The organism is Kiloniella spongiae (assembly GCF_001026905.1).
Classification (GTDB): domain Bacteria; phylum Pseudomonadota; class Alphaproteobacteria; order Kiloniellales; family Kiloniellaceae; genus Kiloniella; species Kiloniella spongiae.
Genome location: NZ_LAQL01000015.1, coordinates 49,080 through 71,902, shown reverse-complemented (window position 1 = coordinate 71,902; position 22,823 = coordinate 49,080). Strand labels below are relative to the sequence as shown.

The window sequence follows — 22,823 nt, the reverse complement described above, 5'->3', positions numbered from 1 at the left end:
TACTGCTTATCTATGAAAACCGATTACAGAATTAATACTATAATATTAATCTTCTGAATCAAGGCCGTATGCAGTGTGCAGGCTACGCAAAGCCAGCTCTGTATATTCTTCGGCAACCAATACAGAAATTTTAATTTCAGATGTCGAAATCACTTCGATGTTGATCCCCTTCTCAGCCAAGGCAGAGAACATTTTCTGGGCAACACCCGCATGAGAGCGCATACCAACACCAATAACAGAGATCTTAGCAACAGCGGGATCTGAATCCAGACTGTCATATTTCAATCCGTTGCTGCTGTCTTCCAGAACTTTAATAGCTCTATCCAGTTCGGCCTTGGCAACGGTAAAGGTCATGTCCGTGGTTTTTTTATCGGCAGATATATTTTGAACAATCATGTCCACATTAATCGCATTATCTGTCAAAGGACCAAAAATGCTTGCCGCAACACCCGGCGTATCTCTTACGCTACGGAGTGTAATTTTCGCTTCATCACGATTATAGGCGATGCCACTTACGATTGCCTGTTCCACGATTTCTTCCTCGTCTACAACTAAAGTTCCGGGCTTGTCTTCGAAGCTGGAAAGAACTTGAACGCGCACCCCGTGCTTCATGGCCATTTCGACCGAGCGGGTCTGCAAAACTTTTGCCCCCTGGGAAGCAAGCTCTAACATTTCCTCATAGGTGATCTTTTCCATCTTACGAGCTTTGGTCACAATACGAGGATCAGTCGTATAAATACCATCAACGTCCGTATAGATGTCGCAACGATCCGCTTTTAAAGCCGCCGCAATCGCCACCGCCGAAGTATCAGATCCACCACGGCCCAATGTGGAAATTCGACCATCAGGCCCAACACCTTGGAAACCGGCAAAGACAGCAACCTGACCTTCCCCAAAGCGACGAATAATATCGTCGACCTCAATTCGCTCAATACGGGCACTACCATGTGCCGCATTGGTCACAATCGGGCTTTGCCAACCAAGCCAGGACCGGGCATTAATTCCCATATCCTGTAACACGATAGAAAGTAAGCCTGATGTCACCTGCTCGCCAGATGATACAACTGTATCATACTCGCGCAGATCATAGAGCGAACCAGCATCTTGAACATAACTGACTAGCTGGTTGGTCACACCAGCCATTGCGGATACAACTACCGCAACCTCGTTTCCCGCCTCAACCTCTCGCTTAACACGCTTTGCAGCGTTGCGAATTCGGTCAAGATCAGCAACCGAGGTGCCACCGAATTTCATAACGACTCGGGCCATCGGAACTCATCCTGTGAGGAAAATATATATTTAATCGCACTGCCCCGAAAAACGACTTTCAAACGGTTGCTCTCTGGGCTCGACATATCCATACTCTGCACGGCACAGTGACGCAAGAAAATGCGTGCGAAAAACGAATGCAATCACACATGTAAAATGTAAAACAGTATAGATGTGTTGATAAATTTTTCGTCCCTTTATCCAGGTGACGACAACGAAGAAGATGGTAAGAAAACACAATGAACGCAGTTCAAGCTCCCGAAAAAGATGAAGCATCCGGCATCACCGTTGACCCGCAGGAAATATCAAAATTCGCAGCAATGGCAGATGAGTGGTGGGATCCTTTGGGCAAGTTCAAGCCGCTTCATCAGTTAAACCCCGTCCGCATTAGCTATATTCGCGATCACCTCGCAAAGAAACATGATCGCGACATCACGGGCCTCACCCCACTCAAAGGGCTTAGTATTCTAGACATTGGGTGTGGCGGCGGCTTGTTATCAGAACCACTTACACGGCTCGGAGCAAAAGTCACAAGTATCGACGCATCACATAGAAACATCGAAATCGCCCAAATCCATGCAGAAGAAAGCGGCCTTGAAATGGATTATCGCCATATGACAGCGGAAGAGCTTGTTGAACAAGGCGCTCAATTCGATGCGGTGATCAACATGGAAGTTATCGAGCACGTCGCAGATGTCGAAGCCTATAGTCGGGATTGCGCAGCTCTGGTAAAACCTGGTGGCACTATGTTTGGCTCGACTTTGAACCGCACCAAAAAATCATACCTTCTTGCTATTGTTGGCGCGGAATACCTGTTGCGCTGGGTTCCACGTGGCACCCATGAATGGAACAAATTTCTGCGCCCATCAGAATTTGTCGATCTGCTGCGTCGCAATGGGCTAGAGACTGAAGATTTGATGGGTATCGTTTACAACCCAATGCAGGATAAATGGCATCAGGATGCCAGAGACCTAGATGTGAACTACATGCTGATTGCCGAAAAGCCACAATAGAAATTCAATCGAAGTTCATTTAAAAATAAGCTTTCAGAATCGAAAATGTTAGATTTGGCGTTGAGAATAGTTGCTTACAGTTAGCGCTATCAAGCGTCGGCTTTTTGCTTCCAGGGAATCGATGAAAAAGCCACACCTTCGTCCTTCAGGCTTTTGGCATCTGCTTCACTGGCCTCGCCATAAATGTTTTTCTTATCTGATTCGCCGTAATGAATTTTTCGGGCTTCGTTGGCAAAATCTTTTCCGACATAGTCAAAATTACTCTCAATAGCTTTTTGTGCATCGGATAAAAACTTCTGAGCTTTGGCAAGTTCTGTTTTCGAAACCTGCTTCTTCTCACTATTGGCGAGACTGACATTCGGTGCCATCAAAGCTTTTTTGACTTCTTTAGAAGAACAGTTGGGGCACAGAACAATCCCCTTTTCGGATTGATCCTTAAAGGCTGCATTATCTTTAAACCAAGCTTCAAAAACGTGATCGTTTTCGCATTTCAAATCGAAAAGAATCATTCTAATCCTGCTTTATCCATACTTTTCCTCGTGCACGGGATATGGTTATGACCGATGAGATCTGCAATGGTCAAGCCTCTGATACCAGAAGTTATTGCCTTTAAAAGTATCTGCCAGTACTGAATATAACCAGTGCTCAATATAATACGATACTCTTTAACAGATTGTTTCACTGCATAGGCCCCAAAAGGGCATAGGATCAAAAGGGCAAAAGTTATGAGCGAACCATCTTCGTGGGTACTTAAACATGCAGGATATATTCCCGAAGATAGCGATGTGTTGGATCTTGCCTGTGGTGCAGGACGACATGCACGCCTTTTTTTAATGTCTGGGCACTACGTAACTGCAATCGATAAAGACACTAATGCCCTTAATGATCTTGAAAACTTTCCCGGGGTCGAGATTATTCAAACTGATCTGGAAGACGGCAGTCCCTTTCCTCTATTGAAGAAGAAATTTGGTGGTATCATTGTTACCAACTACCTTTATCGCCCTCTCCTGCCTCTACTCCCCGAGTTATTGGCAGCTGGTGGCGTTTTGATTTATGAGACATTCATGATCGGAAATGAAAAGTTCGGACGCCCCAAAAATCCAGATTTTCTTTTAAGACCTCAGGAACTTCTGGACCAATATCACCCAAGTCTAAGAGTTCAAAGCTACGAAGAAACAACGATCACAGAGCCTAACCCTGCCGTAGTTCAGCGTATCTGCGCTGTGAACGCCCACTAAGTTTCCTGTGAATTCGCGTGAATATAGAGGAGAGTTTGAATTCGAGAGAGAGAAAGAAACTGTTCGCTGCAATCTGCTACTAACTAGAACTTAACTCAGAGAAAACTCTCTATCGTGATGTATCGAAGGCACCATCTCTCGGGCTTGTTTCACCCGATCAAGGTCAATGTCAGCAACGACAATCCCGGGTTGATCACCTCCATCCGCAAGGATTTCCCCCCAAGGGGCAATAATAAGGGAATGACCATATGTTTCCCGCCCCTCGGCATGAACTCCACATTGGCCGGCTGCAATAACAAAGCAACCGTTTTCAATTGCCCGCGCCTTTAAGAGCGTATGCCAATGGGCTTCACCTGTGAATTTAGTAAACGCCGCCGGAGCCGTAAGAATCATTGCGCCTTTTTTAGCCTGAGCCCGGAACAGATAGGGGAAGCGAACATCATAGCAAATCCCCATCCCCAGTTCGCCCCAAGGTAATTTGGCAACAACAGCTTTTTCGCCCGGCTTAAAGGTCGCTGATTCCCGATAGGATTGACCATCGGGAATGACTACATCAAACATATGTATTTTGTCATATCGTGCCGCAATTTCCCCTTTTGGTGAAAAGAGAAGTGCGCGATTAGCAGCCCGCGTTTCTTCAGTACCAACAATCAAAGAACCAATGTGCAACCAGATCCCAAGCTCAGCAGCAAGTGCTGAAAAAGCCTTCACCGAAGGATGCTCACTTTCGGGTAATGCTTTTTCAAGTGTAAGCTTTTTATCAGGTTCCATCATCGTCGTACATTCAGGGGTTTGAATGTACTCAGCACCTAAGGCATGGGCCCGACGAATTAAATCACAAGCAGTTACCAGTGTTACTTCATCGTTCCGATCAGCCGTTAGTTGCACACAAGCTGCTTTGAATTTATTCAAGAGGCAATCCTGCTTTCCAATTTAGTGTCCAGTTTTCCAGCACTTTCCAGTGCCATCAGCTCATCACAGCCGCCAATATGTTCACCATCAATAAAAATTTGTGGTACAGACGTACGCCCACCAGCTTTCTCAATCATTTCTGGCTTACGGCGTGGTTCCATCATCACGTCGATCTCATTAAACGCAACACCTTTACTTTTCAGCAGCTTTTTTGCACGTACGCAGTAAGGGCAAAGCATACTGGAATAAACAACAACTTCAGCCATAAAGAACATTCCTAATTTCGCTGTGTTTACATAAAGCAGGTACTTCATAACGAAGCCTGCGAGTAACTCTATTTAGGGCACTTACTAACAAATTACAGTATCTGGCAATAAAATTTTACCGCTCTATCCCTATCACTCTTTTGTTACCCGGGCTAAAACGATGGCACTGACAGAGGCTACGCCACTCTTTTTAAGTACCCGAGCACACGCGTCCAAAGTCGCACCGGTAGTATAGACGTCATCGATCAAGATCACATTTTTCCCATCAACATCCTTTTCAAACTTCTTGTTCAGGACAAAAGCATTACGAACATTTCGCCAGCGCCCCGTCATCGAAAACTGCCCCTGTGAAGATGTGTTTTTTGTTCTAAGAAGTAAGCTGGGGACATGTCTTTTACGATGAAGCCGTGCCAAGCCGTGCGCCAATAAAGCCGACTGGTTGTATCGACGTCTCAATAAACGCCTTCGATGAAGAGGTACAGGTGCAATAATATCTGCATTACCCAACGTTTCATGACCACAGGATGACAACCATCGAGTAAAAAGAGCTGTTAAATGCGTTTTGTCGGCGTGTTTGAACCCGATGATCATATCTTTGCTGTGTACATTATAGATTAATGCTGCCCGACACTTGTCGAAAGATTTAGGCGAATGAAGACATTCTCCACAAAGCATTTCACCCCCATGGGACAGCTCAAACGGATAACCACATGAGTGACAACAAGTTCCGGAAATAAACGTCAGATCCTTCCAACAATCAGAACAAATACCCGTATTATCCCATATGGCATCACCACAGTTCCCACAAACGGGCGGAAATAGATAATTTATGCCTTTGGTTAAAAGGTTTGGCACCACTTCCTTCATCATACGCATAACGCTATGCTAATTGATCTGGTCATCAAGAAGCAATCTGCTATAACCAGAAAAATATCTCGTGCTTATTGGGTTCAGTCATGACCGACATTTATATTTTTGATCGTAAATCGGTAAATCAGCATCATAAACGCGCCAAAGCCCAAATCGAAAAGCATGATTTTCTCTTCAGGGAAATCGCTGATCGACTTGGTGATCGACTTATGGATATTGCCCGTGACTTCCCCAAAGCCCTTGATCTCGGCTCTAACCACCACATCCTAAAAGAAACTCTTGGTTCCAGAGGCGGAATACAAGATTTTACTACAGCTAAATTTTGCCCCGAAGAATACCCCAAGCTCTCAGAGTCAAAATCTTCGGCAAAAGACACCGAATCATCTAAGGCCATAGAAATCATAGCAGAGATAATACCTGTGGCCTCTCGATCTTATGACCTAATCATCAGTAATCTATGTCTTCACTGGGTCAACGATTTACCCGGAATTCTCCTTCAAGCACATCAATGCTTGAAAGCAGACGGGTTATTTATGGCTTCCATGATTGGCGGGGAAACTCTGAAAGAGTTACGTGCATGTCTTATGGAAGCAGAAATGGATATCCAAGGTGGTGTCAGCCCCAGAGTATCTCCGCTTATTGATGTCAAAGATGCAGGGGCTCTACTCCAACGAGCTGGTTTTGCCTTACCCGTTTCCGATTTCGACCGCCTAGAAGTCAGTTACGCCAACGCATTTGATTTAATGAAAGAATTACGGGGCATGGGTGAAACCAATGCCATTCATAACAGAACGAAAGCCTTCACCCGCAAGGAAACACTTTTAAGAGCGGCCCAACTTTATCAGGAGAAATTTTCAGATTCAGAAGGCAGAATTAATGCCACTTTTGATATTGTATATCTCGCAGGTTGGGCACCGCACACATCCCAACAAAAACCACTGAGGCCCGGTAGTGCAGTTGAACGTCTTTCAGATTTTTTGAATACTGAAGAAACCAAGCTTACTTAAAATCCAGGCGAACCTAAAACCCAAGCTTATTTGTAATTAGTTAGATCGCCTCACCAAGAAATGTTTCGACACCTCTTGGTTGGTCTGATGTAGCTGCATTTCTAAAGTAAATAAGAATATAAACCCGAATCGCTGCCGTCAGCGAAGAGTCTTCTTTTGCTTCGTCAATCTGTGTACAAAGCTCACCAATCGGACAGTTCTCGCGCACACAAATTTCAAAAAGCGCTTCCCACATATCCGGTTCCAGACGTAAAGAGGTTCTTCGCCCTTTCAACGTGATATTACGGTTTACCAGTGTCGACATTAACCCCAATTGCGTCAGTGTTTTGCACCCGGACGCACCCCTCAAAAAGATGCCTGTTATTCCCCTTGCAATCCAGAAATCAGACTCAATAATTAGCAAGCGAGACTCGTCACTGGAACTACGATGATAGAGTCTATAGTAAATCACGTAACAATGCCACCAAAGGCTCGTCCGCTGGTGGCATCGGATAATCACGTAATCGCACGGGACGGGCCCAAGCAAACTCCTGCCCCTCAAGTGCTGTAATATTCCCTTCCCAAATACGACACACAAATAATGGCATCAACAAGTGAAAATCATCATAGCTATGTGAGGCAAAAGCAATAGGAGCGAGACAGGACGACCGTGTGTCGATACCAAGTTCTTCTTTCAACTCGCGAACCAATGCCTGTTCCGGGGTTTCACCCGGATCAACTTTTCCCCCGGGAAATTCCCACAAACCAGCCATAGACTTGCCCTCAGGGCGCTGTGCAAGCAGAACCCGGCCATCACTATCAACCAAAGCCGCAGCGGCGACGAGCACAATAGGCTTGGCTGCCTCGTGCCTTTTTTCAGCGGCCCAACACCCCTGTTCTTCTTCAGAAGAATTCATAAAAATATTTCCTGAGACTTTTATTTGATTATCATATCCCGATTAAAATCGTGATTAACTGCGATAATCTGCATTGATTTCGATATAGCCGTGGGTCAAATCACAGGTCCAGACAGTCGCCTGTCCATCAGCAATACCCACATCAACAGCAATAGAGATCTCCTGACCCTTCATGTGTTTGGCCACAGGCTCCTCGTCAAACCCCTCGACCCGTTGGCCATCTTTTGCAATCGTAACGCCACCCATAGCAACGGAAAGCTTGTCGCGATCTGCTCGCTCACCCGACTTACCGACAGCCATGACAACCCGTCCCCAGTTGGCATCTTCGCCAGCAACAGCTGTTTTAACCAGAGGAGAGTTTGCGATGGCTAATCCAACACGACGTGCAGCCTGATCAGTTTCCGCCCCGGTTACAGCAATAGAAATAAACTTACTCGCGCCTTCACCATCCCGAACGACCTGATGTGCCAAATTCTTTAGGGCTTTATTCAAAGCCTGAATAAAATCAGCAAGTTCTGGTGCGTTAATATCGTTGTACAGTGTGTTCCCTGCTTTTCCTGTCGCACAGAGCAGGACGGTATCACTGGTCGAAGTGTCGCTATCAACTGTAATTGAATTAAACGATAAATCCGCGCCACTTGAGATTAAATTTTGAACCATCGCCGGAGACAAAGCTGCATCCGTCGCAACGAAACTTAACATAGTTGCCATATCAGGGGCAATCATTCCTGATCCTTTGGCAATACCATTAATAGTGACAACTTTACCGTCAATCTGAGTTTTGATTGTTGCCCCTTTGGCAAAAGTATCTGTCGTCATGATGGCTTCGGCAGCCCCCTGCCAGTTATTAGAACAGAGGTCTGTTTTCATATCCCCTAAAGCTGACGTTATTTTTTCATCGGGTAACGGTTCGCCAATAACACCTGTTGAAGCAACAAAGACTGCATTCTCAGGACATTTCAATTCTCTGGCTGTTGCCTCCACGGTCCGAGCAACAGATGCCGTTCCCAGTCGTCCGGTAAAGGCATTTGCATTACCAGAGTTAACAACAATCGCCCTTGCCTCTCCCGATTTCAAATGATCACGACAGCACTCAACAGGCGCAGAACAGGTAAGAGAACGCGTCAAAACGCCACCGATTGTTGTTCCTTTGTCAAAGCTCATCAAAAGAACATCCGTACGACCCTCGTATTTCACGCCGCAAGCTTTTGTAGACAGCTTCACCCCATCAATTTCGGGCATTTCCGGAAAACTCGACGGAGCGAGCGGAGATTTTTGAAGTTCCATTACACAAATCCTACCTATTACAGCCACAAACAGCCTTCATAAAAAAGCCCGGTTAAACCGGGCTTTTTTACATTATTCGCTGGCAGGTTTTTTTTCACCTTCTGGCTTTTCTTCATTTTCTGCCGGCGCGGCCTCTTCGGCCTCAGCACCAATTATTTCAATCTCTACCCCATTTTTGAGGTTCTCGACAATACTTTCATAGGCACTTCTTGAAAGTTCAGAACGAAGCTGACCATCGAGCTGTTCTTTTGTTGGTTGTTCAGAATCTCGTTCTGCATCAACTTTAATAACATGCCATCCAAATCTGGTTTGAACAGGCGCAATAGTATGTTCACCAACTTTCATGCCAAATGCAGCATCTGAGAAAGGCTTAACCATCTGCTCTGCTTGGAAGAAGCCTAAGTCGCCACCACCTGGACCACTTGGGCCGGTAGAATGTTCTTTGGCTAAAGTGGCAAAATCAGCGCCTTCATCAAGCTGTTTGATCAGATCTTTTCCAGTCTCTTCCTTTTCAACAAGAATGTGTCGGGCAGAAACTTCACGAACCGGAGGGTTTGCAATCAGATAGTCCTGATATGCTTTTTCAACGGCTTCGTCGGTGACTTCTTTCTCAAGAGCTCTGTTCAAGAAAATCTCAACCAGAATTCTCTCTTTAACGTCACGCACACGCTTTTGAACTTCAGGGTCATTTCCCAAACCGCTCGTTGTCGCTTCTTTTGTGATCAATTTCAAATCAACCACCTGTCCAACAAGCTCAGGTAAAATAAGATCGATCTGTTCCTGAGGGATGTTTGGAATGCTTTCAGCAAACTTCACAACTTCTGAGCGGCGAATTTCAACATCACCAACTTTGGCCATGACCGGATCATCTCCAGCAGGAGCATCTGATGCAACCTCAGCAGCCTGATCACCACCAAGGAAAGGTAGTGTTCCTCCTTTTATTCCATAGGAATAACCAGCATACGCTGCACCAGCGAGGGCAACGATACCAACAAGAGGAAAGATAATCTGTTTTGCAGACATATAGAGATAACTCCTTATTCATTACATTTGGAAGGTAGCCTTTTACGACCATTCCCTTTTAATCGATCAGCACCAAATCCCATGACTGTGTCAAGAGAAAGGCGATATGAACATTTTAATTAGTTCGCCAGTTAATCAGTTGGCCCATAATCAGTTAGCGGGAAAAACGGATATATCCGCATCTTTTCTTAAATCCCGAACCATACGCGTAACCAACTCACGACTTACTTGATCTTTGATTTCTGCGCGCATAGATTCGAAAGTAGGTTGTTTCACATCCCGCTTATCTTCCAGTTTGATGACATGCCAGCCAAAATCTGTAGCAACGGGTGCTTTTGTATAAGTTCCTGGTGCCAGAGAAAAAGCAGCTGACGCAAACTCGGGATCCATATCCTTCCGTTTGAACCACCCCAAGTCCCCACCCTTCTCAGCAGAAGGGCCTTTGGAAAACTTCTTTGCCAGTAAATGAAATTCAGCGCCATTATCCAAAGCAATAACCAAAGCCAGAGCTTCGTTCCGCGTTTCCACCAGGATATGGCGCGCCCGAATTTCTGCATTTACAACATTTTCTCTGAGCAAGGCAAAATACCTGTCTTTTAACATACTCTCGGTAATCATTTCGTCGAGCTGCTGTTCAAGATAGGCGTCCCGGATGATTTTCTCTTCCGCCAGAGCGAGCTTTCTTTTCACTTCTTCTTTTTCATCCATATCAGCATCGGCACCAGCATGTGCCAAAAGCTTCAGATCGATGGCACGATCAAGTAGGATCGGAAACATTGTTTCAAGCTGCCCCTGATACTGTTCAGGTAATTTTTTTGCAGCCTGCGTTATATCCTGCCAATAGATTTCATCGCCCTCGACAACAGCCACAACAGGGTTCTCCTGCGCCAAGCGGTCCAGTTCACCTTCGGTTTTGGTCAGGGATAATTTGTTTTTATCAACAGAAGCCGTTGGGATATTCTCTTGAGCATCGGTACCTGTTGGTGACGTTTTTTGTAAAACGGGCTCAGTTGATAAGTCTTCAACAACAATGCCGCTTTCAGGCTTTTTTTGCACCTCTTCGGTAAATCCGGGAGGTGGCGCCAGCCCGTCCCGTTCTTGCCCGGGAATGACTTCAACAACCGGAACTTCTTCAGAGGCGTCCTTAACTGGTTCAACTGGTGTTGCCTGAATTACAGGATCATTAATCGCTGGACCGTTATCTACTGGCGTGCTCTCGTCAGAATCAGGAACAACAACATTATTATCCTGTGTTGTTTCCGATGGTTTTTCTTTCTGAACGTCATTAATTCCAGGAACTTCGTCTTCATCATCTCCAAAGAGGAACTTCAAAAGCTTTCCACCACTTTCGCGTTGCTCTTTTTTCCAGTCTTCTTCTGCGTTCTGTTGTGCCGTACCCTCTTGCACGAAACCTGCCGCTATCAAGACAGTGGAAAAGATAATAACTTTACAAAAATTCATTTAAACTCTGGCTCCGGCTCAGAAGAAATAAAAAGTTCACTCTTACTACAACAAAGTCACTACAACCTAAAGCGAGTATCAATGAAATACACATATTCGATGATTACGGACTATCAAAGCAACGTTACTACGTTATTTTCCAGCAATTGAATCCAGCTTCACATTGACATCAGCCAGCCTGCGCCCTATGTCTCACATTGACTTTTTATAACCAAATCTTGAACTGCGTTTTCACGCAAGGGGTACTCAATGCTCGGTGCGCTTGTGAAGCGGATGTTTGGCTCTGCCAATGACCGTTACCTAAAAGGCCTTAACTCTATTGTCTTGTCTATCAACAGCTTTGAAGCAGAGCTGGAAAAACTGTCTGACGACGATATCAAAGGACAAACAGAAAAGTTTCGTAATCGCCTGAAGCAAGGAGAAACACTCGACGATATTTTGCCGGAAGCATTTGCGACCGTCCGTGAAGCATCTCGCAGAACTCTTGGTTTGAGACACTTTGACGTTCAGATGATGGGCGGTATCGTCCTTCATCGTGGCATGATCAGTGAAATGGCAACGGGTGAAGGTAAAACACTTGTTGCGACCTTGCCTGTTTACTTGAACGCAATCGAAGGCAAAGGTGTTCACGTCGTCACGGTCAACGATTACCTTGCCAAACGTGATGCCGAGTGGATGGGTCAAATCTATCGTTTTCTGGGGATGACCGTTGGCTGTGTATTCCCGGGTCAGGGCGAAGAAGAGCGTGCGTTTGCCTACAATTGTGACATTACCTATGCCACAAACAATGAACTCGGATTTGATTACCTTCGTGACAACATGAAGTTTGAAATCGACCAGATGGTTCAAAGAGAATTCAATTATGCCATCGTCGATGAAGTAGATTCAATCCTTATTGATGAAGCCAGAACACCGCTTATTATATCTGGCCCCGCAGAAAACTCATCAGAGAGCTATATTACGATAAACAAATATGTGCCTTTACTAACAGAAGAGCACTATGAACTTGATGAGAAGACACGTTCTGTAACATTGACTGACGAGGGTGTTGACTTCATAGAGAAAAAGCTCATGGATGATGGAGTCATGCAAGGCTCTCTTTATGAGATCGAAAATGTCAGCACACTGCACCACATCAATCAGGCCCTGAAAGCGCACAAACTATTCCAGCGCGATAAAGATTACATCGTCAAAGACAATAAAGTTGTTATCATTGACGAATTCACGGGTCGCATGATGGAAGGGCGTCGTTTCTCAGAAGGCCTGCATCAGGCACTTGAAGCGAAAGAAAACGCTGAGATCCAAAACGAAAATCAGACGTTAGCATCGATCACCTTCCAGAATTACTTCCGACTTTACCCCAAATTGGCCGGGATGACTGGTACAGCGATGACAGAAGCGGAAGAATTTTCGGCTATCTACTCGCTTGACGTTATTTCCATGACAACCAACCTACCTTGCATTCGTATTGACCATGATGATGAAGTCTATCGCACAGGTCAGGAACGTGATGCGGCAATTATCAAGCAGATCAAAGAATGCCACGAACGCCAGCAACCTGTCCTCGTTGGTACGGTTACGATTGAGAAATCAGAATACCTTGCTACTTTGCTCCAAAAAGAGAAAATTGAGCACAAGGTTCTAAACGCACGTTACCACGAACAAGAAGCCATGATTGTTGCACAGGCGGGCTCACCTGGTGCCGTAACAATTGCAACAAACATGGCGGGTCGCGGAACAGACATTAAACTGGGCGGTAACGAAGAGATGCGCATAGAGCATGAAACGCTCGGCATATCTGACGAAACCCAGAAGCAAGCTAAAGCCGCTAAAATATCCGCAGAAGTAGCTGTGAACAAAGAGATTGTGAATAAGGCTGGCGGCCTGTTTATGATCGGTAGTGAACGCCATGAAAGCCGTCGTATCGACAATCAGCTTCGCGGACGTTCCGGTCGACAATCAGATCCCGGTGCGTCCAAATTCTTCCTCAGCCTCGAAGATGACCTGATGCGTATCTTTGGATCTGAACGTATGGATTCAATGCTCCAGAAGCTCGGTCTTGAAGATGGTGAAGCTATTATTCATCCATGGGTGAATAAAGCGCTGGAAAAAGCACAGAAAAAAGTTGAAGCCAGAAACTTTGAAATTCGTAAGAACATCCTCAAATTTGATGATGTGATGAATGATCAGCGTAAGGTTATTTACGAACAACGCAAAGAAGTTATGTCCGCAGAAGAAGTTAAGGACACCGTGGCTTCCATGCGTCATGAGGTTCTCGAAGACCTTGTGACACGGACAATTCCAGCTAATGCCTATGCTGAACAATGGGAATTGGATAGCCTGCACGAAGAGTGTATGCGCCTTGTTGCCATGGATCTGCCCGTTAAAGATTGGGCGGAAGAAGAAGGTATCGCCGATCAGGAAATTCTGGATCGCATTCTTCAAGCCAGTAACGAGAAAATGGCCGCAAAGACGGCTAATTACGGCCCGGATGTAATGCGTTCGCTTGAAAAACAGTTGCTCCTTATGGTCCTCGACAAGCAATGGAAAGAGCATCTGCTGTCCCTTGATCACCTTAAACAAGCTGTTGGCTTGCGTGCTTACGGGCAGAAAAATCCGCTTGATGAGTACAAGCGTGAAGCTTTTGAAATGTTTGAATCTATGCTCGATTCTGTACGTGATGAGCTAACAATGCTGATGCATCGCTTCGAACTACAAACACCGGAAAATGCAACAGTGCCACGCCAAGAGCAAGAGATGCACGAGTCCAGACAGGACCCGGCACAGACAACTGGCTCAACAACAGTGCAGGCAAAAGAGTTTGATCAAAACGATCCTTCTACCTGGGGGAAAACCAGCCGTAACGCGGCATGTCCATGTGGATCAGGCAAAAAATACAAACATTGCCATGGAAAATTAAACTAAAACTAAGCTAGTCGATTAAACGATTTAACTCATAAATAAAGGCGGCTCTTTGGCCGCCTTTATTATTTTCGAGTACTCTGCCACCTACAGAAAATCAGAATTTCCCATCATAGGACTCACGCTCTATATGAGCAGCAATCAAGGTAAATTTTTCACCCACAAAAGCCGTACTCAAGGCTGTTTGCAATTCTTCACGATTTCGAGCATTGATACCAACGCCCCCCATGGCATTGGCCAAGGCCGCAAAATCAGTGCCACCAAAATCCACAGCAAGGTTTTCCCTGCCACTTCCGCGCTGCTTCAATTCAATCAAAGCAAGCGATGCATCCACAAAGACAACGACTACAACAGGCAATTTCAAATCTCTCAGCGTCGATAACTCACCGAGAATCATCTCTAGCCCTGCGTCGCCGGTAAAAGCAACCACAGGCAAATCAGGTGATGCAACTTTAGCCCCCATAGCTAAGGGCAAAGCACAGCCCATCGTGCATAAACCGCTGGATTGAATAAGAGTATGGGGCTCCCGACAGATCCATTGCTGACTTTGCAAAATTCTATGAGCCCCAGAATCCACTGACGCAAGCCCATGATCAGGCAAAGCCTTACGTACTTCATCGACAATGGCAGATGGTCCCCACTCTTCGTCCCGGGGGAATGCAGCGACAATCTCTTCTTTAGCCTTCGCAAAATCACCATTACCCCAAACAGCACCAAGTTCCAATCCCTGATCTAGGGCCTGTAGCGCAGGAGCCAAAGAACCGACAAAGGTACAGCTAGCCCGATGCATACCATGCAAATTCGACTCAAGCGTAAATTCGGCAATAAACTGTCTTTCAGGTTGCCAGACATCCTGCCACCCATGGCGCATTTCAATTGGGTCATAACCAATCAAAAGAATGCAATCACTTTTCTCGATCAAGGGCAGAACTGTCTTATCTGCTTTCGGGGAAAGTCCCGCACCACCAAGAGAAAGAGGGTGATCATCAGGAACAACTCCTTTCGCCTTATAGGTAGCAACAGATGGAATACCATGTTTGAGAAGGAAGTCTTTTACGTCCGCCTCACAACCCTCGCTAAGGATCTCCAACCCTAAAACCGCCAAAGGTCTTTCTGACTTGGATAAACACTCTCTCAGGTCGGCAAAGTCGGCATTCTCGGCAGGCACTGTTGGCAGATACTTCGGTTGCCATAATTTAGGAATCGCACTCTGTACTTTAGCGGCTAAAGAAATCGGCACATCAATGTGCACGGGTCCGGGACGGCCTGACTGTGCCAAAGACAAGGCTTTATCGACAACACGGTCAACCGCCCCATCCACGAGGGTAAAGCTGCCCTTCACGACAGGTTCCAGTGCCTTGCTGTGATCAAAAACCTGATGAGTGTAGCTTGCCATATCATACTCATCGACCCGTCCCGTCAAAAAGATCAACGGCACTCGATCCTGATGTGCATTAGCAATAACGTTAAAAGCATTGGCCATGCCCGGTCCCAGCGTCGCAAAAAGAACGCCTGGCGCACCCGTGCGATGATAGGTTCCTTCAGCCATAAAGCCTGCACCATTTTCATGCTTGGTTAGGACGATCTCAAGGCCTGCGCGATCAAGTGCATGCATGACACTTAAAACTTCGCCACCCGGTATGCCAAATGCATGGCGGCACCCCGCATCAAAAAGGCGTTGGGCAAGAATATCAGCGGTCGTCAAGCTCATGGTGGCTTCTCTCAAATTAATCATTACACACAACACTAACTACTCCCTCCTAAGAGAGAGTTACTTAAAACCAGATGTTTAGCTGTATATTAGCCCTTAAACTTTAAAGCTTGGGACTATGCTCAACAACTGATCGAAGATCGTCTATGGAAGATTTACCAGAAGAACGAGCTACATAGCCATCCCTTGTCTGGGGAAACTTACGATTTAACAAATCAGAAGCGATCACATTTCTGAGAACCTGTGCCGTTCCCCCACCAATAGTAAACATACGCGCATCACGGACCATGCGTTCCACCGGATTGCGTCTGGAATAACCAGCAGCACCATGCATCTGTAACGCATTATTTGTCACAGTAACGGCCATTTCAGACGTAAAGAGCTTTGCCTGTGCAGCCTTCGTTTTGTCCGGGAAACCTTCCCCGGAAACCGCTTCATTTATCAACGCTCTTGCCGCACTAATTTGTACAGACATATCAGCAAGCATCCATTGTAACCCCTGAAACTCGCAGATCGGGCGGCCAAATTGTTCTCGATTTTGAATGAAATCTTCGGCCTGTTCGTAGGCCCCAACCGCAATCCCAAGTGCAACCGCAGCAGCCCCGACACGCTGTCCGTTATAGGCCGTCATTAAATCACCAAAGCCTTTACGAAGGCCGGAAGGAGGTTGCAACATCATATCAGATGGTACGTGTAGATCTTTCAAATGAACTTCGGTTTCGGGAATTCCTCGCAATCCCATCGTTGGCTCTCGCCGTCCTATTGACAGCCCTTCAGCACCTGGTTCGCCCCGCACCACAAGAAAACTAGCAATACCTTGCGGTTCTTCGTCTTCATAGACACGTGCAAAGATAAGGTGTAGTCGCGAAACGCCTCCACCGGTAATCCAGTGTTTTGTACCGTTTAGGACATAGCCATTACCCACTTTATCAGCACGCGTGGTCATTTCAGTGGCTGCCGAACCACTTTCAGGCTCAGTAATACAAATCGCAGGTTTGTCACCATCAAGCACCAGCTCCGCAGCAAGCTTCTTCTGCTTTTCCGTGCCATAGGCCATAATTGCGCCGATGGCCCCCATGTTTGCTTCAACGGCGATGCGCCCTGTGACACCACAAGCCTTGGCGACTTCTTCGACCAACACGACAGCTTCCCGATAACCTGCCCCGGCACCACCGTAAGCCTTGGGAATTGTCATCCCCATGAAACCAGCATCCCGTAAAGCAAAGCAATTTTCCCAGGGATACATCTCAGCAGAATCAATTGATGCAGCCCGAGGCGTAAAAACGTCCTGTGCCAAACTTCGGGCACGCTGCCGAATATCTTCAATCGTAAACAGACGAGATTTCTCTGTCTTATCAGAAGCTTCCGAAGCATCTAGTCGATCAAGATTTGCTAGCATTTAGTTTCTCCATTTGGCCTCATCAGGCAACAGGACATGTGTTATTCACAGATTTTATTATCTCGCGCTTGCCTTCTTCAAATCAAACGAATTAAAATAACTTCTTACTTCAATTATTTTGATGTTATTTATGGGTATTCGCCAACTACGCACTTTGATAGAAATTTCTGAAACCGGTAGCTTTCAGGCCGCAGCAGAAAAGCTGGGTTTAACCCATTCAGCCATCAGCATGCAGATAAAATCGTTGGAGGATGAATTACAGACCGAGCTTTTTGATCGGACGCGACGCCCCCCTGACCTTAACCCAACGGGCCTTCGATTGTTGGGAAAGGCCCAGGAAATTATCAACCTATATGATTCCTTATCAGAAGCAGGATCCAAAGCCGGCGATCTATCTGGCCTTTTGAGATTAGGAGCCATCCCCAGCGCAACATCGTCCTTTTTACCAGAGGTCCTTGCTCGACTTGGACAAGAACATCCACGCTTGCATGTACGGCTAGAAAGTGGATTGAGTACAGAACTAACTCGTGAGCTGATACAGGGAAAGCTGGATTGCATCATTATCACCGAGGTTCAACGTCTGGACGAAGCATTGAAATCAACAAAGCTGAGGGAAGAACGCCTTGTTGTTATTGCCCAGAAAAATATTGAAAATGAAAAGATCGCCAAAACTAAAGATGGTGACATCGCACTCTTAAGCCAACTTCCCTTTGTACGTTTCAATCATCTGACAGGCGTTGGTCGCGTTATCGAACAGAGCCTCAAAAACAGAGGTGCAAATTTAAGAGAGGCCATGGAACTTGATTCCCTGGAAGCGATCCAGCGCATGGTGGCAAAGGGGCTTGGTGCTGCGATTGTGCCCGAAAACAGCCTCGAAAACAGAACAAATTTGCTGGTTCGTCCCTTTGGAAAACCAAGCTCAACACGAATAGTCTCCCTTGTTGAGAAACATCGCGGGCAACGCCCGGATCTGACAGGTATTCTCGCAACAACACTAAAAGAAGTCCTGAGCACCTAATTCAAAAAATCGGTACCAAGTCATTATAATAAATGGACCTACTAGAACAAAAAATTGGCCCTATCCTGCGATATGTAATCATCGACTTTAAAAGATTACATCAGGAAAGATGAAATAAAGCGCAATAATGCGTATGGAGCCAAAGAAAATGTCCCCGGATACAGCCGCGACGACACCGAATCTACAAACCAAACCCAGTGTTTGCCCTCTCGACTGCCCAGATACCTGTAGTCTGTCCGTCGTTACAGACGGAAAACATATCATTCAGGTCCGCGGATCTGATGCGAACCCATACACCGCTGGCGCCATCTGCAAAAAAGTATCCAATTACTACCCTGATTTCATCCATGGAGAAGGCCGTTTAACACAACCTCTTTTGCGAACTGGCCCCAGAGGGTCATTGGAATATAAGGCCATTAGCTGGGAAGAAGCCTTTGACCATATATACAACGGCATAAACTCTGCCATTGGAAAGTATGGCCCTCAATCCGTGCTCCCCCTCAACTATTCAGGTCCTCACGGGCAGCTCGCTGGCGGATCGATGGATTATCGCTTCTTTCATAAATTAGGCGCAACCCAACTCGACAGAGGCCCTCTTTGTGGGGCAGTGCGGGGAACCGCTTACACCAGCCTATTCGGCAGTGCCCCCGGCATGGAACCGGAACAAGCGGGTAAATCTGATCTGATTGTTGTTGCAAGTAATAACGTTACGGTTTCCAACCTACACTTAGCAAGGATCATTAAAGCTGCCAAAAAGAATGGCGCAAAGCTGATCGTTATTGATCCAAAGAAAATCAAGATTGCCGAACAGGCCGATCTCTATATTCAGATCAAACCAGGCACCGATATCGTTCTCTTTTTAGCATTGGCTGCTGAACTGGAAAAGTGTTCAGCACTAGACACCGATTTCATCAATCGCTGGGTCTATGGAATAGAAGAATATCTACAGGCCGCAAAAAAATACTCCTTGGACGATGCCGCAAGAATTTGCGAAGTCCCCTTGGAACAAATCCAAGAGTTTTTGAGCACTTACACCGCAGCGAACAATGTTTCCATGTCGGTTGGTAACGGTGCAGAACGCGGACATTCAGGCGGATCTTCTATCCGTGCGGCAATGGCCCTACAAGTTATAACAGGAAACATGGGCCGGGCCGGGGCTGGTGTCATTGCCAAACAAGGCTTCGCATTTCCAGCCACTCCAAACAAACTCAGACGCCCGGATCTGATGCCCGAAGGGGTCAGAATGCTCAATATTGTCGATGTTGCCAAACACATACTAGACGATAATCTGGCGCCACCGATCAAAGCGGTCTTTATCTATAACCACAATCCGGTTTGTACCCATCCGGATCAAAATAGAATGCGCCGGGCTCTCAGTCGGGAAGATGTTTTTATCGTCGGATGTGATGTCGTGATGAACGACAGCATGACCTATGCTGATATTATTCTACCAGCATCAAGCCATTTCGAGTCTCCGGATATCTATGCCGCCTATGGTCAGGCCCATCTTCAAAGAGCTGAACCTGTTATCCCTGCTGTGGGGAACTCTCTGCCCAATACCGAAATTTTCCGGCGGCTGGCTGCGCGGTTTGGATTTAACGACGACCTCTTTAAAACAGATGATTATCAACTGATGGATGAAGCCTACGATCCCAAAGCACCACAGATGAAGGGCCTTCGCCCCAGTGAAGTACCTCTTGATCGATCTTTGCCCATGCTGGCTGAAAACGATCAGGAACTTATCATGTGCAAAACAGTCTTTCCGGCAACAAAAACAGGCAAAATAGAGCTCTACTCTGAAGATATGGAACAACAGTTTGGATACGGTCTTCCCCGTTATGAAGAAGTCACACAGAACCTTCCCTTTGCCTTGATCTCCCCGTCATCCAGTAAGCGGACAAACGCAACCTTTGGTGGTCACAAAGACTCAATCGCCATAGAGCAACTTGAAATTCACCCCCAAGATGCTCAGGCAAAGGGGATTACCAATAATTCAAAGGTCAGAATATGGAATGCCTTGGGGGAAGTTATTCTCTTGGCCAAAGTTACCGACAAGGTCAAACCCGGCGTTTTCTATTCGCCGAAAGGAACCTGGCTAAAGTCCAGTGATTCCAAGCAGACCGTAAATGCCTTGATCAATTCTGAGATACGAACAGATATCATGTCCGGCGCCTGTTATAACGATACTTTCGTTGACATCGCTCCGGCTTAAAATTTTTCCATAAATCAAGCTCTTCCAACCACAAAAAAGGCCGCTGCAAAGCGGCCTTTAACGTAATCATCTTCAAGTATCAGAGACCTTTTTGGCCCATCTCCAAGAATTTATCCCGGCGCTTCTGGCGAAGCTCAGCCCCACCGAACTGAGATAGTTCTTGCAGATGCTTTTCGATGCTATCGCCCAACGCGGTCATGCATACGTCTTTTGCACGATGCGCACCGCCCATTGGCTCCGCAATAATTTCATCAATAACACCAAGTGTTGCCAGATCTTGAGCTGTCAGTTTAAGAGCTTCGGCAGCTTCTTTGGCCTGATCCCCAGAACGCCAAAGAATTGAAGCACATCCTTCAGGTGAAATTACTGAATAGATTGAGTGTTCAAGCATTAGCACTGTGTTTGCAGCAGCCAAGGCAATCGCTCCTCCAGATCCACCTTCGCCGATAACAGCAGAAACAAGTGGAACCTTAATCGCAAGGCATTTTTCGATACTCCGCGCAATCGCTTCGGACTGGCCGCGCTCTTCCGCGCCAACACCAGGATAGGCACCGGCCGTATCAACCAAAGTGATGACAGGAAGGTCAAAGCGCTCTGCCATGTCCATTAAACGTTGCGCTTTACGATAGCCTTCTGGACGTGCCATGCCAAAATTGTGCTTCACGCGACTGTGCATGTCAGCGCCTTTTTCCTGACCAATCACAACAACGGATTGACCACGAAAACGCCCTAAGCCACCCAGAATGGCGAAATCTTCGGCAAACGCCCGATCCCCTGCCAAGGGTGTATAGTCTTCGATTAACGCCTCGATATAGTCCTTGCAATGAGGACGATCAGGATGGCGTGCAACAAGTGTTTTTTGCCACGGGCTCAGCTTAGCGTAAGTTTGGCGCAACAGCTTGTCAGCCTTCGCTTCCAACTTGGAAACTTCTTCAGCAATGTTCACATCACTGCTGCTGTCAGACAGGTGCCGCAAGCCTTCAATTTTACCAGCAAGCTCAGCAATCGGTTTTTCGAAATCTAGGAAATTTTGCATAAGGCGTTGTCTATCACATCGTGAAAATCAGTCAACAAATATAGTCGTCGCATAGTACCTTTCAAGCGTACAATTTCAAGTTTTAGCTTTATTTTGATTACATGAAGTGTTCCCTGCCCAGCATGGCTAAGAGCCATAATAAAAAAGGCCGGCTATTTTTGAAGCCGGCCTACACAAAAAAATCAACCTTTGTTATCAAGTATTAACCATCAGACACAGCATCCGCCTGGGCAATCTCTTTTGCTTTTTCAACCATTACACTTGCCTGACGAATAGAGGCAATATCAATCAACCGTCCATCTAAAGAAACGGCACCTTTGCCTTCACGTTGCGCCTGTTCCATGGCTTCGAGAATACGATTGGCTTTATTCACTTCTGCTTCTGATGGGCTGTTCACCTCATTCGCAATCCCAATCTGGTTTGGATGTATGGCCCACTTTCCTTCACAGCCGAGAATTGTCGCTCTGTTTGCCTGGGCGCGATATCCTTCCGGATCAGAAAAATCGCCAAAAGGGCCATCAATAGCACGAAGACCGTTCGCACGTGCAGCAACAACCATCCGTGCTATCGCATAATGCCACATATCTCCCCAGTGAAAATCTCTCGGTGTATCACCATCGATATCCGTTAAAACACCATACATCGGATTGGGTCCACCGATACCTGTCGTCCTGGCTTTTGTTGATGCCGCATAGTCCGCGACACCAAAATGCAGACTTTCATTCCGTTTCGAAGCTGCAGCGATTTCATGGATATTTTGCATGCCGAGAGCCGTTTCAATAATCATTTCAAAACCAACGACTTTCTTGCGCCCTTTGGCTGTTTCAACCTGGGTACAAAGCATATCAAGTGCATAGATATCCGCCGCGGTTCCTACCTTGGGAATCATGAACAGATCCAGTCTATCGCCAGCCTGTTCAAGCACATCAATCACATCCCGATACATATAGGGCGTATCCAGACCATTAACACGAACCGACAGAGTTTTATTCCCCCAATCGATATCGTTTATCGCCTCAATAACATTTTTACGCGCCTGTTCTTTATCATCTGGCGCAACGGCATCTTCCAAATCCAAAAAAATCACATCGGCTTTGGATGCTGCCGCTTTTTCAAACAATACGGGATTACTTCCCGGTACAGCCAGCTCACTACGATTGAGGCGTGAAGTGGTTTCTTCTGGAATTGTAAAGCTCATGTCTTACTCCCTGGGGTTCCGGTTAGCTTTTAAAGGACAGCCAACTCTTATTGTGCACCGCAACATAAACTGTGCTCTCACAAAT

Annotated in this window: 20 protein-coding genes; 6 read left to right on the top strand and 14 right to left on the bottom strand. The window is 46.3% G+C overall.

Annotated features, from left to right (window positions below; all coding sequences use genetic code 11):
- Window positions 1–45: 45 nt before the first annotated feature.
- Entirely contained in the window at window positions 46–1,269 is a 1,224-nt protein-coding gene (locus tag WH96_RS17615; RefSeq protein WP_047765535.1) for an aspartate kinase, read from the bottom strand.
- A gap of 239 nt (window positions 1,270–1,508) precedes the next feature.
- Here WH96_RS17615 and ubiG point away from each other — a divergent pair, with 239 nt between their 5' ends.
- Window positions 1,509–2,282 carry a bifunctional 2-polyprenyl-6-hydroxyphenol methylase/3-demethylubiquinol 3-O-methyltransferase UbiG gene (gene ubiG / locus WH96_RS17610; protein ID WP_047765534.1) on the top strand — a complete coding sequence of 258 codons (774 nt, stop codon included), beginning with the start codon at window positions 1,509–1,511 and terminating at the stop codon, window positions 2,280–2,282.
- 89 nt (window positions 2,283–2,371) lie between these two features.
- On the opposite strand, the gene WH96_RS17605 is transcribed toward ubiG, so the two are convergent.
- On the bottom strand, window positions 2,372–2,791 hold the full coding sequence (locus tag WH96_RS17605; RefSeq protein WP_047765533.1) for a DUF1178 family protein: 420 nt from the start codon (window positions 2,789–2,791) through the stop codon (window positions 2,372–2,374).
- Window positions 2,792–3,007: 216 nt separating this feature from the next.
- Here WH96_RS17605 and WH96_RS17600 point away from each other — a divergent pair, with 216 nt between their 5' ends.
- Window positions 3,008–3,520, top strand: a complete 513-nt coding sequence (locus tag WH96_RS17600) for a class I SAM-dependent methyltransferase (protein ID WP_047765532.1) — start codon at window positions 3,008–3,010, stop codon at window positions 3,518–3,520.
- Between the two features lie 90 nt (window positions 3,521–3,610).
- Here the strand turns inward: WH96_RS17600 and WH96_RS17595 are convergent, their stop codons facing one another.
- The 3 genes from WH96_RS17595 to WH96_RS17585 all read right to left on the bottom strand — a co-directional run bounded on the left by WH96_RS17595 (window position 3,611) and on the right by WH96_RS17585 (window position 5,574).
- On the bottom strand, window positions 3,611–4,432 hold the full coding sequence (locus WH96_RS17595) for a carbon-nitrogen hydrolase family protein (protein WP_053006112.1): 822 nt from the start codon (window positions 4,430–4,432) through the stop codon (window positions 3,611–3,613).
- Window positions 4,429–4,698: a glutaredoxin 3 gene (grxC, locus tag WH96_RS17590; RefSeq protein WP_047765531.1), complete on the bottom strand. Its 270-nt coding sequence runs from the start codon at window positions 4,696–4,698 to the stop codon at window positions 4,429–4,431. The genes WH96_RS17595 and grxC overlap by 4 nt, the downstream gene beginning before the upstream one ends.
- Window positions 4,699–4,830: 132 nt before the next feature.
- Complete coding sequence (locus tag WH96_RS17585; protein ID WP_082130566.1) at window positions 4,831–5,574, bottom strand: ComF family protein; 744 nt, start codon at window positions 5,572–5,574, stop codon at window positions 4,831–4,833.
- 80 nt (window positions 5,575–5,654) lie between these two features.
- On the opposite strand from WH96_RS17585, the gene WH96_RS17580 reads away from it, so the two are divergent.
- Entirely contained in the window at window positions 5,655–6,575 is a 921-nt protein-coding gene (locus tag WH96_RS17580) for a methyltransferase domain-containing protein (protein ID WP_047765530.1), read from the top strand.
- A gap of 40 nt (window positions 6,576–6,615) precedes the next feature.
- Here the strand turns inward: WH96_RS17580 and WH96_RS17575 are convergent, their stop codons facing one another.
- The 5 genes from WH96_RS17575 to WH96_RS21545 form a co-directional block, all read right to left on the bottom strand.
- A complete protein-coding gene (locus tag WH96_RS17575; protein WP_162200167.1) occupies window positions 6,616–6,978 on the bottom strand; it encodes a ribbon-helix-helix domain-containing protein in 363 nt (120 codons plus the stop codon).
- 34 nt (window positions 6,979–7,012) lie between these two features.
- Window positions 7,013–7,471 (bottom strand): 8-oxo-dGTP diphosphatase MutT, encoded by a 459-nt coding sequence (gene mutT, locus WH96_RS17570; protein WP_082130565.1) that lies wholly within the window; start codon window positions 7,469–7,471, stop codon window positions 7,013–7,015.
- Window positions 7,472–7,525: 54 nt separating this feature from the next.
- A complete protein-coding gene (gene argJ / locus WH96_RS17565; RefSeq protein WP_047765528.1) occupies window positions 7,526–8,758 on the bottom strand; it encodes a bifunctional glutamate N-acetyltransferase/amino-acid acetyltransferase ArgJ in 1,233 nt (410 codons plus the stop codon).
- A gap of 72 nt (window positions 8,759–8,830) precedes the next feature.
- Window positions 8,831–9,781, bottom strand: a complete 951-nt coding sequence (locus WH96_RS17560) for a peptidylprolyl isomerase (protein ID WP_053006110.1) — start codon at window positions 9,779–9,781, stop codon at window positions 8,831–8,833.
- Between the two features lie 150 nt (window positions 9,782–9,931).
- Window positions 9,932–11,242, bottom strand: a complete 1,311-nt coding sequence (locus WH96_RS21545) for a peptidylprolyl isomerase (RefSeq protein ID WP_053006109.1) — start codon at window positions 11,240–11,242, stop codon at window positions 9,932–9,934.
- Window positions 11,243–11,491: 249 nt separating this feature from the next.
- On the opposite strand from WH96_RS21545, the gene secA reads away from it, so the two are divergent.
- A complete protein-coding gene (gene secA, locus WH96_RS17550; protein WP_047765527.1) occupies window positions 11,492–14,167 on the top strand; it encodes a preprotein translocase subunit SecA in 2,676 nt (891 codons plus the stop codon).
- 94 nt (window positions 14,168–14,261) lie between these two features.
- Here secA and WH96_RS17545 read toward each other — a convergent pair whose 3' ends face one another.
- Both WH96_RS17545 and acdA read right to left on the bottom strand, forming a co-directional pair.
- Complete coding sequence (locus tag WH96_RS17545) at window positions 14,262–15,875, bottom strand: thiamine pyrophosphate-binding protein (RefSeq protein WP_047765555.1); 1,614 nt, start codon at window positions 15,873–15,875, stop codon at window positions 14,262–14,264.
- A 103-nt stretch (window positions 15,876–15,978) separates the two neighbouring features.
- On the bottom strand, window positions 15,979–17,274 hold the full coding sequence (gene acdA, locus WH96_RS17540; RefSeq protein WP_082130564.1) for a 3-sulfinopropanoyl-CoA desulfinase: 1,296 nt from the start codon (window positions 17,272–17,274) through the stop codon (window positions 15,979–15,981).
- A 130-nt stretch (window positions 17,275–17,404) separates the two neighbouring features.
- On the opposite strand from acdA, the gene WH96_RS17535 reads away from it, so the two are divergent.
- Both WH96_RS17535 and WH96_RS17530 read left to right on the top strand, forming a co-directional pair.
- On the top strand, window positions 17,405–18,292 hold the full coding sequence (locus WH96_RS17535; RefSeq protein ID WP_047765526.1) for a LysR family transcriptional regulator: 888 nt from the start codon (window positions 17,405–17,407) through the stop codon (window positions 18,290–18,292).
- A gap of 148 nt (window positions 18,293–18,440) precedes the next feature.
- Window positions 18,441–20,504 carry a molybdopterin-containing oxidoreductase family protein gene (locus WH96_RS17530; RefSeq protein WP_047765553.1) on the top strand — a complete coding sequence of 688 codons (2,064 nt, stop codon included), beginning with the start codon at window positions 18,441–18,443 and terminating at the stop codon, window positions 20,502–20,504.
- A gap of 79 nt (window positions 20,505–20,583) precedes the next feature.
- Here WH96_RS17530 and WH96_RS17525 read toward each other — a convergent pair whose 3' ends face one another.
- A complete protein-coding gene (locus WH96_RS17525) occupies window positions 20,584–21,540 on the bottom strand; it encodes an acetyl-CoA carboxylase carboxyltransferase subunit alpha (RefSeq protein WP_047765525.1) in 957 nt (318 codons plus the stop codon).
- A gap of 202 nt (window positions 21,541–21,742) precedes the next feature.
- Window positions 21,743–22,738, bottom strand: coding sequence for an HpcH/HpaI aldolase/citrate lyase family protein (locus WH96_RS17520; protein WP_047765524.1), 996 nt, complete (start codon window positions 22,736–22,738; stop codon window positions 21,743–21,745).
- Window positions 22,739–22,823 lie beyond the last annotated feature (85 nt).